The organism is Nitrospira sp. Nam80, assembly GCF_965152575.1.
Map to the genome: position 1 here is coordinate 221,734 of NZ_OZ224216.1, position 12,196 is coordinate 233,929.

11 protein-coding genes are annotated in these 12,196 nt (G+C 59.2%); 2 read left to right on the plus strand and 9 right to left on the minus strand.

The genetic code is table 11. The features are described 5' to 3' along the window. Window positions 1–41 precede the first annotated feature (41 nt). Complete coding sequence (yihA, locus tag ACWGXE_RS01060) at window positions 42–644, plus strand: ribosome biogenesis GTP-binding protein YihA/YsxC (RefSeq protein WP_447600596.1); 603 nt, start codon at window positions 42–44, stop codon at window positions 642–644. Here yihA and ACWGXE_RS01065 read toward each other — a convergent pair. The 4 genes from ACWGXE_RS01065 to rfaE2 form a co-directional block, all read right to left on the minus strand. Further along, window positions 634–1,602: a peptidylprolyl isomerase gene (locus ACWGXE_RS01065; protein ID WP_447600597.1), complete on the minus strand. Its 969-nt coding sequence runs from the start codon at window positions 1,600–1,602 to the stop codon at window positions 634–636. The genes yihA and ACWGXE_RS01065 overlap by 11 nt on opposite strands. Window positions 1,603–1,762: 160 nt before the next feature. After that, window positions 1,763–2,686: a peptidylprolyl isomerase gene (locus ACWGXE_RS01070; protein ID WP_447600598.1), complete on the minus strand. Its 924-nt coding sequence runs from the start codon at window positions 2,684–2,686 to the stop codon at window positions 1,763–1,765. Window positions 2,687–2,708: 22 nt separating this feature from the next. Then, window positions 2,709–6,137: a transcription-repair coupling factor gene (mfd, locus tag ACWGXE_RS01075; RefSeq protein ID WP_447600600.1), complete on the minus strand. Its 3,429-nt coding sequence runs from the start codon at window positions 6,135–6,137 to the stop codon at window positions 2,709–2,711. A gap of 46 nt (window positions 6,138–6,183) precedes the next feature. Continuing rightward, window positions 6,184–6,684, minus strand: a complete 501-nt coding sequence (gene rfaE2 / locus ACWGXE_RS01080; protein WP_447600601.1) for a D-glycero-beta-D-manno-heptose 1-phosphate adenylyltransferase — start codon at window positions 6,682–6,684, stop codon at window positions 6,184–6,186. Between the two features lie 116 nt (window positions 6,685–6,800). Here rfaE2 and ACWGXE_RS01085 point away from each other — a divergent pair, with 116 nt between their 5' ends. Continuing rightward, window positions 6,801–7,205, plus strand: coding sequence for a response regulator (locus tag ACWGXE_RS01085; protein ID WP_447600602.1), 405 nt, complete (start codon window positions 6,801–6,803; stop codon window positions 7,203–7,205). 6 nt (window positions 7,206–7,211) lie between these two features. Here ACWGXE_RS01085 and dinB read toward each other — a convergent pair whose 3' ends face one another. The 5 genes from dinB to ACWGXE_RS01110 all read right to left on the minus strand — a co-directional run bounded on the left by dinB (window position 7,212) and on the right by ACWGXE_RS01110 (window position 12,195). Further along, window positions 7,212–8,375, minus strand: a complete 1,164-nt coding sequence (gene dinB / locus ACWGXE_RS01090) for a DNA polymerase IV (RefSeq protein WP_447600603.1) — start codon at window positions 8,373–8,375, stop codon at window positions 7,212–7,214. A 28-nt stretch (window positions 8,376–8,403) separates the two neighbouring features. Continuing rightward, window positions 8,404–9,117, minus strand: coding sequence for a SprT-like domain-containing protein (locus tag ACWGXE_RS01095; RefSeq protein ID WP_447600605.1), 714 nt, complete (start codon window positions 9,115–9,117; stop codon window positions 8,404–8,406). Window positions 9,118–9,123: 6 nt separating this feature from the next. Beyond that, window positions 9,124–10,056 (minus strand): hypothetical protein, encoded by a 933-nt coding sequence (locus tag ACWGXE_RS01100; protein ID WP_447600607.1) that lies wholly within the window; start codon window positions 10,054–10,056, stop codon window positions 9,124–9,126. 55 nt (window positions 10,057–10,111) lie between these two features. Next, window positions 10,112–10,684, minus strand: a complete 573-nt coding sequence (locus tag ACWGXE_RS01105) for a D-sedoheptulose-7-phosphate isomerase (RefSeq protein WP_447600609.1) — start codon at window positions 10,682–10,684, stop codon at window positions 10,112–10,114. 575 nt (window positions 10,685–11,259) lie between these two features. Next, window positions 11,260–12,195, minus strand: a complete 936-nt coding sequence (locus ACWGXE_RS01110; RefSeq protein WP_447600611.1) for an SPFH domain-containing protein — start codon at window positions 12,193–12,195, stop codon at window positions 11,260–11,262. Window position 12,196 lies beyond the last annotated feature (1 nt).

Here is a 12,196-nt window from a genome sequence, read left to right on the forward strand (position 1 = left end):
TTATCCATGAATCGTGAACGGAACCGTTCCCAGTTGACCGTATGAAAATCCTGACCGCGGAGTTTATCAAAAGTTGCCGGACACCAGAACAATTTCCCGCCGATCGGCTCTTGGAGATCGCCTTTGTCGGCCGCTCGAACGTGGGCAAGTCCTCGCTCATCAACTCGCTGCTTCACCGCAGAAGCCTGGCCAAGGTCAGTAAGACGCCGGGAAAGACCCAGGCGGTGAATTTTTTTCTCATCACCACGTCGGACCCGTCGGCCTCACGGTTTTACCTGGTCGATCTGCCGGGGTATGGGTATGCCAAAGTCGCCAAATCGGTTCGGGCGGCATGGGGCCCGTTGCTGGAAGGGTATGTGGCGGAAAGCGCGGGGCTCAAAGCCGTCGTGCTGCTGGTAGAATCCAGGGTCATCGCGCCGCAAGACATTATGACGGTTGAGTGGCTCCAAGCCATCGGCCGCCCGGTGATCCTGGCGCTTACGAAGGTGGATAAGTTGCGCCGCAATGAACGCCGGGGCGCCTTGGAGCGAGCGCGGTCGGCGTTGGGCTTGGGGGCGGACATTCCGATCGTGCCCTATTCCGCCGAAACCCATGAGGGACGAGACGCATTATGGGGCGCAATCCGCGTTCGGCTCAAAATTTGATGTCGATAAAGGCCTTATTCTTGAGATCGGCCATCCAGGTTTGGTACTGGTCTTCGCTTTTCTGCTGAAACACCAGTGATCTGATTTCCGCTTGAACTTCTTCATAGGGCCGGAACTGGCGAGGCTTCTTGTCATCTACGCGAATGATATGGAAGCCGTCCGGACTTTCAATGAGGTTAGTCACGCCGCCGATCGGCAGAGGAGCCAGGGCCTGCTCGATGGCCGGCAATAATTCTCCCTGCCGGACCAAACCCAAGCGTCCTCCGCGGGCCGCATTCGGGCCTTCAGAAAAGCGAAGAGCTAAATCTTCGAAATTGTCGCCCTGTTTGAGCGCCGCGACGATGGCTTCGCCTCTTCCCTGCGCCGTGCCGATATCGTCGGGACCCCGCGGCCGGATGAGGATTTGGCTCAATTGGTATTCTTCAGGATAGGCGAACCGTTCTTGATGTTCCTGGTAATAGCGCCTCATATCGGAGTCCGCGACCATGACGACGCTCCTCACCTCCCGATCGACCACCCGGAGCAACAATAATTCTTCCTTGATGGTCGTGTGCGAGCCGGATCCCAGTCTCTTGTCTCCCTGCTTCTTGAGTTCCTCCACGGCTTGCGAGACTTCCTGATCGGTCACCTCGATGCCTTTGGTTTTCGCAGCTTGCAGCTGCAGTCGGCGTTCGATCATTTTCGTCAACGCCACATATTCGGCGACTTTGAGCCGGCGTTCGAGATCGTCGCCACGATAGCGTTGCCGGATTCGCTCCTGTTCCGAAATGAGTTCGCGTTTGATCTCGGATAACATGATCAAGTCCGAGTTCACGATCGCGACAATCCGGTCTTCGAGCTTGGCGTAAACAGCGGGGGGAGCCGGCAGGATCGCCATCAGCCACAACAGCAGTCCGGCAGCGGCCCCGTAGCGGGCGATGCCACGCGCGGCGTCGGTTGAGGTAAACGGAGGGCTCATGGGACCACAGCGTGAGATCATGAAACCACGTCAATGCATCACGGCACGAATCGGAAGGAATTGTACACCAATCGGCCGGTGCCGTGCGGAAGTGATCCGTGGCGCGTGGAACGGGGCAGCTCGAAGGAGACCACAGGGTGATACGAGGAGGAAACGAGGCTCACGGAATTGAACGAGTTTGGACCGTCTCATCGGTGACATAACGCGACGCGTCGGCAAGCCGGATCGTCGCCCCGGCTTTCAATTCGGAGAACATATCGTCGAGCCGTTTCCGGCGCTTCTCCGCAAGAAGCTCCTGCCGCAGCCGTTCTCTGGTGGCCTGGTCGGCCTGAAGAATTTCCGGCTCCAACGGGCTTACTTTGATCAAATAATAGCCCCGGTCGGTCTTCATCGGCTCGCTGATGAGTCCCGGCTTCAGGGCTTGCACGATCTCATCCAGATCCGGTTCGACCAGGCCTTTCCGGTAGGGACCGAGATCTCCCCCTTTGGCGCGACTCTTTTCATCCACGGAATAGCGCATCGCGAACTTCGCGAAATTGCCTCCCGACTCCACCTGCCGCTTCAAATCCTTTGCCGCGTAGATGTTCGGCAGCACCATGACCGAGACCTGCACTTTGGGATTGGCCAATAACTGATCGGCATGTTTCAAAAAATAGGCATCCACCTCATCCTTCGACACCTCGACCTTGGTCTTGATGCGATCTTTCAGCACTTCGTCCAGGATGAGTTGCTCCTTATAGCGCTGCGTCTTCTCCCGGATCTCGTCGGACTGATCGAGACCTTGCCTGCGGGCCTCCTGCATCAGCAATTCGCGCATGATTAGTTCATCCAGAAACCGGCGCTTGCCGCCCTCTTTTTCGTAGCGTGCGCGAGTCGCCTGGGAGAGTTCGTTCCAGTGGACGTCGAACTCGGGTTGGGTGATCGCACGGCCGTTGATCATGGCCACGACCGGGTCTTCCTGCAAGGGCTCGGTACAACCGGCTGACAACGCAGTGGAGGCACATAACAAGGCAAAGATCAGCGAGAAGGTCGGACGAGGCGAACGACGGTCAATGTCGGACAAGTTCCCAGGCAGGCCGCTCATATTGAATTGGGTCTCGGGGTGATTAAGGAAGCCGTTTATTTGGACTTGCTTTGGTCGTATCACAGACTTGGAGGGTTTGCAAGATTGCGTTGAGTTCCGGAAAGAGCAATCCCCAGTCTTCATGCGGCATCTGGACTTGGAACGAAAGCGGAGACAAAAACCGCAATCGTTTCTTGTATTGGTCCATGAGTCGGTGGACGGCCGTCTCGGGAATCTTTGCTTTGGGATCGAACGTGATCACGACGGAGTCCGGCTGCACGACGACGGAATGCAGCCGGAGTTGCTTGGCCAAGAGACGGATCTGCATGACTTCGAACAGCCGCTCGACCGCGTCCGGCGGATCGCCATAACGATCCTGCACCTCGCCGTGGAGCAGGGCCAAATCGCCCAACTGTACGCAGGAGGACAAGCGCTTGTAGAGAGAGAGGCGTTGGTGGCTGTCGGCCACATAGGTTTCCGGAATGAAGGCGGATACGTTCAACTGCAGCGTCGGGTCCGGCTCTTCCTCGACCAATTGTCCCTTCAGCCTCTGCACGGCTTGCTCGACCATTTGCAGATACAGATCCAGGCCGATCGCGGCGATGTGTCCGGATTGCTGTTTTCCCAGTAGATTCCCCGCTCCGCGAATCTCCAGATCGGCGGCGGCGATACGGAAGCCGGACCCCAGTTCGGTGAATTGTTGGATCGCGGTCAGCCGCTTCTGCGCGTCCTCGGTGAGCTGTCCTTCATCAGGAATCAAAAAATAGGCGAAGGCTTGGTCGCCGCCCCGGCCGACGCGGCCTCGCAGCTGATAGAGCTGCGCCAGCCCGAACATGTCGGCGCGATTGACGATAATGGTATTGGCGCTGGGCACATCGAGGCCGGATTGGATGATGGCCGAAGCGATCAGCACGTCGGCCTCGCGATGAAAGAATTTCAGCATCACCGATTCCAGCAATTTGGCATCCATCTGGCCATGGGCCATGACCATGCGAGCTTCCGGCACCAGTTCCTGCAACCAGGCGCCGATGCGTTCCATGGTCTCGACGCGGTTGTGGACGAAATAGGTTTGGCCGCCTCGGCCGAGCTCGCGCAAAATGGCTTCCCGGATCATCTTGTCGTTGGACCGAATGACCTGCGTGCGGATGGCGAGCCGTCCCGGCGGCGGCGTGTCAATAATAGAAAGATCCCGGACATTGGCCATTGCCATCTGCAAGGTCCGGGGAATCGGCGTGGCAGTCAACGTCAACACGTCGACCTGCGTGCGCAGTTGTTTCAATCGTTCCTTATGCCGGACGCCGAACCATTGTTCCTCGTCGATGATCACCAAGCCAAGGTTGCGAAAGACCACGTCCTTCTGCAGCAGGCGATGGGTGCCGATCACGACATCGACCGCTCCGGACGCCGCGTCCTTCAGAATCGCCTTGGATTCCTTCGGAGATTGGAAGCGGGAGAGCAGCGCGACCTTGGCCGGGAAAGGCGCGAAGCGCTCGGCGAAATTGTCGTAATGCTGATGGGCGAGGAGGGTCGTGGGGACCAACACCGCGACCTGGCGATTCTCCTCGATCGCCTTGAACGCCGCACGCATGGCGACTTCGGTTTTTCCATAGCCGACGTCCCCGCAGACCAGCCGGTCCATCGGCCTGGTGGATTCCATGTCCCGCTTGATCTCCTCGATCGCCTTGATCTGGTCCGGTGTTTCCTCATACTCAAAGGCCGCCTCGAACTCGTGGAGCATCGTGCTGTCTTTACCATAGGAAGACCGGTGGACGAGTTCTCGATTCGCGTACAAATCGACCAGCTCGTGCGCCATCTCCTCGATGTCCTTTTTCACGCGGGCGGTTGTCTTGGCCCAGCTGGTCCCGCCCAGCCGGTCCAACCGCGGCACATGCGATTCCGCCCCGGTATAGCGTTGCACCTGGTTGAGACGGTCCAACGGCACATAGAGCTTATCGGTGCCGGCGAATTCCAGAATGAGGAAATCGCTGTCGAATCCCTGAACCGATAGCCGCTGGAGCCCGCGATATTTGGCGATGCCGTGCTGAACATGGACGACGTAATCGCCGACATTGAGATCTTCCAGCGACGATAGAAACGTGGCGGCTTTGGACTTGGCCGGCGGCTTATGGCGAGTGCCCTTGGCAAACAGTTCTTCCTCGGTCAGGACGACCATCCGGAGGTCTTGCGAAATAAACCCTGCCGAGAGGCCTCCGCCCAAAATGGAGTAGGGTATCCGTTGCGAACCGGACTCTGTCCAAACAGCCGGTTGCCACTGCACGGCTGGCAAATCATGCTCCGAAAAGAGAGCCAGCAATCGTCCGATTTGCCCTTGGCTGCGGGCGACAATGAAGACCGGGCCGTTGCCACGGAGCCGTTCCAGGATTTCCAGCGTCTGGGTAAAGGTGATCCCACGCAGGCCCAAGCCGACACTGGCCGGCGTCTGGGTGGGAACGGCCAGGACCGGTTGCCATGAATCATCCGGAGCAGCCACCGGTTCGAGCGCCACAGCGGGATTGTCCGCGGTCTGCTCTCTAAGAGTTTCCCACGTCACGTACAACCGGTCGGGAGTCGGATAGGGATCGGACGCCGTGCGGTCCTCGTGCCGCAGGTATCCCTCATTGATGCCGGCCCAACATCCCGCCGCCTCGTCCTGGAGCGACGACGGCTGATCCAGCGCCAGGACGGGTTGGTCCTCAAAATAATCGAGCAACGTGTCCATATGGGTATAGACAGACGGCGCGCGCCATTCGGCATCGGGAGGCAAGGGCTGGAGCGCGTCAGAACTGCCTTCCGGCCGAATCAGCTCCCGGGCCGGGAGAAAGGATGCTTCGCGGATGCGGTCCGTGGATTTCTGTGTCGCCGGGTCAAAAAATCGAAGCGACTCGACCGTATCTCCCAAAAACTCGACGCGAAGAGGTTCCGCATAGGCGGTTGAAAAGATATCGACAATGCCGCCTCTGATACTGAATTGTCCGGGTATTTCGACGACGGTGCTGCGTTGATAGCCCAGCCGCAGCAGTCCCGACACGAGAGCCTCCCGTTCCATTGAAGCGGCCGATCTCAGTTGGAATGTGGCGGAGCTGAAAATATCGACCGGAATCACGCGTTGGATCACGGCCGGAACGGAAGTCACGAGCAGGGTGCGGCCTCCGTGACACAGCTGATGTAAAGTCCTCATGCGCCGGGCGATGAGTTCCACGTTCGGCGCGGTCGATTCGTAGGGCAAGGTTTCCCACTTGGGAAAAAAGACCAGCTGATGGGCGGGGATCCCGAACAGTTGATGGAAGAAGCGGAGATCGTCGTAGAGCCGCTCGGCGGACTCATTCGTGCCGGTCAGGATAAGCCAGGACCGGTTTTCCAGCGCGCCTGCCGGTCGCGAATGGGCCAGCAACGTAAGAGCCAATGAACCGGTCGATCCATGGATGCCGGCAAGACAGGGCTTCTCGCCGCCTCGTTGGAGAGACTCCGACACAGGAGTCAACCATGTGGTCAAATATGCAGGGACGGACGGCACGGGATTACGATTTGGCGGTTCGTATTTTTTGAATGAGTGTCGTGGTCGAGATACCCGGCACCAACGGGATCGTGCGGACCGTCCCGCCCCGGGCCTCCACCATGGCGCGGCCGATGATGCGATCCAAAGGCCAATCGCCTCCTTTGACCAGCACGTCCGGTTGTAATTGGTCGATGAGCCCGGCCGGGTCCGGTTCCTCGAAGATTACCACATAGTCGACGCAAGCCAGCGCCGCCACAACTTCAGCCCGTTGATGAGCCGGGACGATCGGCCGATCGCCGCCTTTGTCGAGCGATTTGACCGACCTATCACTGTTCACGCCGACCACCAGGAGATCGCCCAGAGAACGTGCGGCTTCCAAGTAGCGGGTATGGCCGACGTGCATGAGATCGAAACAACCGTTGGTGAACACGATCTTGTGTCCCCGTTGCCGATGGTCCGCCAGCAACGATGCCAACGCCTCTCTGGTTTTGATTTTATCTGCTGCGGCGGTTGAGACCTTCATAGTTGCATCTTATGAGGACGAGTCGTTCCGAATCAATGACCGCATGGGCCGCACTCCCTTGCCTGACACACGCAACGCGGCTACACTTTGTCGGTGTCGGAAGGATAAGAGAACCGATGTCCAGCGCAACCGTCTTGATCGTCGACGATGACGCCAATGTTCGGCAGGGCGTCAGGCTCATCCTCACCAAGGCGGGATACAGCGTCATTGAGGCCGGCGATGGGCAAGAGGCGATCGCCATGCTCGACAGTGGAGTCGAGTCGGTGCTCTCGGTCATCCTCGTGGATCTCCAGATGCCTCATGTCAATGGAGCAGAGGTCATTCAATATCTTCAATCCCATTGTCCCACGGTGCCCTTCATCATCCTGACGGCCGACCGCGACTTTCTGCTGACCGAAATTCTCGCCAAGCGGGGTGTCTGCGACTATCTCATCAAACCGGTGGCACGAGACAAGCTGCTGGAATCGGTTCGCGTGGCGGTGCATCTGCATCAACTGCGGAAGCAGCAGCAACCGAGATAAGGGATTTCAGGAATCGTCCGACTTGTCGGGTAAGGCTCCCAGGCGGACGACGTTCATCCCGTGTTTGGCAATGAGCCGGTCCAGGGTCGCGACTGCCTTCTCTCGCCGCTGATCGAACAGGCTTTCCATAGCCGGGACGAGATGAGTGAGGCCCAGTCCGATCAAGCGATACTGAAGCGGCGGAGCGATCAACGAGCCTAAGGCCGCGCTGATGTGCGGCCACATGGCAGGATCATAATTCAACGGAGCGGGAAACTGCCGCTGCCTGGTGTGAATTTTGAATCGGCTGTCTTTGAGCTTGATGGTGAAGGCGGCGCTGGTCAGCCCCTGCACCCGCAGGTCGTGCGCTAACGCAGCAAGAAATCCCCGCAATACTCCCTCTAAGAATGTCCGGTCGCCGGTATCGTGATCGAACGTCGTTTCGTGGCTCATGCTCTTTGCCTCTCGGTCCGCCACCACCGGATCATGATCGATACCGCGAGCGAGTTCTTGAAGCGCTGAAAGTCTGCCGCCGAAGAGATGTCGCAAAGGCGCGTCCAAGCGGGGGTCGAGCAGGTCCGCGATCAGTTTGACACCGATCCGATCGAGAGTCTCCACGGATTTGGGACCGATGCCCGGCATGGAGCGGACGGGCAAGGGGCCCAAAAACATGGCTTCCTCTCCGGGCGCAATGATCGCCAGTCCATCCGGCTTGTGCGTATCGGCGGCGATCTTGGCCACGGTCTTTCCCGTGGCGACGCCTGCCGTACAGGTCAAGCCGGTCGCTCGCCGAATAGCCTCTTTTAAGCTGCGGGCCAGTCGTTCCGGATCGGGTTGGTGTATTTGGAGATCGGTCGTATCCGCATAGAATTCGTCGATGCTCGTCCATTCGGTGGCTGGAAAGAGGCGGCCGGTCACCGCCTGCATTTGGTGATGCAGCTTCGTATAGAGAGCCCGGTCGGGTGGGACGAGCATGAGGTTGGGACAGAGTCGCCGAGCCTGGACGGTCGGCATGGCAGACCGAACGCCAAAACGACGGGCCTCGTAGCTGGCGGCCATGACGATGCCGCGTGGAGCCTGGCCTCCGACTGCCACGGGCTTTCCGCTGAGTGAGGGATCGGCGAGGACAGCGGCCGACGCGTACATGGCGTCGATATCGCCGAAGAGTATCTGTCGGGGCCAGCGGGGCATGGAAACACGTCCAAGAGACTGGAAAGGGTTAGGACGTAAAATCCAAAGTCAACTGATGGAACGGGCTCGTCCGGCCTCGTTCCGCTTGTCGCTGCTGCGGCTTCGAAAAGTGACGGCTCGGCACCCAGTGTCTCACTTCCTTCAACGGGCCCCGGCAGGCGCCGCATTGGTGCCGGCGTGGTTGTATCGTCCGGCGCTGGCGCCGGTACAGATATCCGCACCGTTGGCAGCGCCAGACATAGCGGGCGAACGAGTCGACTTCCCTGTTCAGTGAATGGTACACGGTGATTCCCAGCCCGTCTTGATTCATGCGATGCATCATCCGCCGGAACTCGGCGTCGTGATTCGGCCGCCGTTTCAGGATGTCATACTGCCATTGATGGATCATTTCATGGGCCAGCGTGCTGATCAATTCTCTATTCCCGAGCGGGCGGCTCTCGGACAGCTTTCGGAAGAGCGGTAGAGAAAGGCGAATCACTCGGCGATTCTCATGAGCCGACCCTTCGCCGGTGACACGGGTCCGGGGACCGGAGCGGCTGAAAAAGACGCCCATTGAAGCGGTTAACCGGGGACTCCAGAGAATCGGGATGGGAGGAAGCGCATGGCGAAAGTACCGCCCATTGAGGTCCGCCCATGTGGTCTGGAGGTATTCGGTGGTAAACTGTGCAATCGGCGCGCTCATGGCGAGAATGTGATTCGTGAGCTTATCGGAATGATGGGGCGCAGTGAAGGCGGCGGCCACGGCATCTCAAGACCGAGGCAAGGCTTCCAGAACGGCGGCGGCGAGAAGCGGGACCATAATCTCATGGTGGCCCGTCAGCGCATAGCCTTTGCCGCCTTTCTGGGTGGGGCGGCGCACGACGTTCGTCAGCGGGCGATAATGCGAGAGAAAATCCATGTTCACGGTCGTGATGTCGCGCAGCTCATGGCCCAGGTTCCGTCCCAATGAGACGGTCTTCAAAAAGACCTCGGGCAAAATGACGGCCGAGCCGACATTGACATAGACCCCGCCTTCCATCTCGGCCACGACTGCCGCCAAGCGACGAAAATCCATTAATGAACAAGCGCCGATCGCCGCGCCGTCGGCGGAGGGATGCATGTGGATGATGTCTGTACCGAGCGCCACATGAACGGTGACGGGAATCCCAAGGCGGGCGCCGGTCGCCAGCAGGCTCGTGGCCCGATACGGGAATTGCGCCTTATGGCTTAGGATGTAGTGACCCAATGTTTCCCCCAGGCCTTGTCCCGCCTTCATTCCCTGGACGATGGCCTCGTTGATCATCCGTCCCGTCTCCTCCGCCATGCCGAAGCGGCCCGAGTCGATCTCGGCGTCCACTTCCTCGGACGTGTGCCCCATCAACGCCAATTCAAAGTCATGGATGATCACGGCGCCGTTCATGGCAAGGGCCGATACGATGCCCCGTTCCATGAGATGGACGATGACGGGTCCGAGTCCGACCTTGACGACATGCGCCCCCATTCCGAAGATGACCGGCCGGCGCCGGCGGTGCGCGCGAACAATCGCCTGCACCACTTCGCGGAGCGACTTGACCGCCAGGATATCCGGAAGAGAGTCCAGAAAAGCTTTGAAGGAGCCGCCGCGCTTCCAGACTTGCGCGAGATCGCCGAGTTGGACTTTGCTGTGGCGGCGCTGGAGCGGATAGGTCTTGAGACGAGACACGTCGACGGGCTTGGGAAGACTGGGACTGATCTGGGACCGGGTAGGTCGGGTAGGCCTATTTCGCAAAGACGTGGTCCTCGATCAACTCGCAGAGCACATGGCCCAATGTCGCATGACTCTCCTGGATACGCGCGGTTACGGTGGACGGCACGATGAAGGCATAATCCACCAATGAAACAAGCTTGCCTCCTGTGCCGCCGGTCCAGGCGATCGTGATCAGCCCGGCCTCGCGTGCCGCCGCCACGCCTTTGAGCACGTTCGGCGAATTGCCGCTTGTGCTGATGCCGATCGCAATGTCGCCTTTCCGCCCGTGGGCCAGGACCTGACGGGCAAAGATTTCGTCATATCCATAATCATTGGCGATGCAGGTAATGGCCGCCATATCCGTGGCGAGCGCGAGGGCCGGCAACGGCGCGCGGTCGCGGTGGTAGCGGCCGACGAATTCCGCGGCGATGTGCGAGGCGTCGGTGGAACTGCCGCCATTGCCGAACAAGAGAACTTTGTATCCGTCGCGGACGGCGCGGCCGATCACCTGAGCGACCTGCGCGATTTGAGCCGCATGGGCGCGGGCGAATTGCCGTTTGATTTCCGCGCTGTCGTCGAACACTTGGATGATGCGGTCGGACATGGAGCGAATTGTAGGGAAGCAAGAAAGGGGTGTCAAACGGTCGTCATGATAAGGAAGGCCAGAACGCCCGCCCTTCGCTTACGCCAGAGCCATTTTGGTCCGCCGTAAGCCTCCCCTCTGCGTAGCTGCGGAACTCGTTCCGTTCTGAGCGTTTGCTCGAACGGAACTTCAAACAGTCCTCGCCACCCGCCCGAGCGGGACACGCCGGTTCGGCAACGCCGGAGCACAAAATGGCTCCGATGCACGCTCAGGCGCTCCGGCCTTCTCCGTAATCAAGGTGGAAGTCCGCCGTCTTGACATTCAAGTAGAACTGAGCGGCAAGTCGGGCCCCACCCCCTCCGGCGGTCGGCGCCAATGTTTCCCATCCGGCCTTTGACGATCGCGCACCTGTTTGTCATACCGGGTATAGGTTGGGCAACACCGGGTCACAAAATGGCTCTAATGCCCGCTTCAGCGATCTGGCCTTCCGGTGAAGTCGGTGCGGAACCCTCCTGCCGCGTTCGCATCGCAGACACTGGGTACGAGAACAAGAGACCTGCAACGGTTAGTTGTGTCCCATCCACTTTGACGAGATATTATTTGCCCGGTGGCGGCGGTGAACGTTTGGCGATCATGTTCATCGCCAGAGCCAGCATGGAGCCGACGTCGGCGACGTTGGCCGGCAAGACCAGTGTGTTGTTGGTTTTGGCCAGTTCGCCGAATTTGCCGATGTATTGTTCCGCGACGCGCAATTGGACCGCCTCGTAGCCGCCCGGGACCTGCGTGGACTCGGCGACCTTCCGGAGCCCTTCCGCTGTCGCAGTCGCGATGGCGGTGATGGCCGCCGCCGCTCCTTCCGCCTCGTTGATCTGTTGCTGCTTCTTGGCTTCCGAAGCTTTGATCACCTGCTGTTTTTCGCCCTCGGCCTGATTGATCGCCGCATCCCGTTCGCCTTCGGAAGTCAGGATCACGGCCCGCTTCTCCCGCTCGGCCCTCATCTGCTTTTCCATGGCATTGAGGACATCTTTCGGCGGCGTGATGTTTTTGATCTCATAGCGCAGGACCTTGATGCCCCAGGGTTCGGAGGCCTTGTCCAATTCGTTGACGACCTGCGTGTTGATATTGGTCCGTTCTTCGAAGGTGCGATCCAATTCGATTTTACCGACTTCGCTGCGAAGAGCCGTCTGAGCCAGCTGCGTGATCGCGAATCGATGGTCGTTGATCCCATAGGAGGCGCGTTGCGGGTCGAGGATCTTGAGATAGATGATGCCATCTATCGAGACCTGAACATTGTCGCGCGTGATACAGATTTGCTCGGGGATATCAATCGCGGTTTCCTTGAGCGAGTGTTTGTATTGAACGCTATCGATAAACGGTACGAGGATGTGGAATCCAGCGCCCAACGTCCGTGAATAACGCCCTAATCGTTCCACGACATAGGCGCTCTGCTGAGGAACGATGCGCGCGGTCTTGGCGATGACGAGCAGCACGAGAAACGACAGAATAATGACGACCAATAATCCACCGGACATA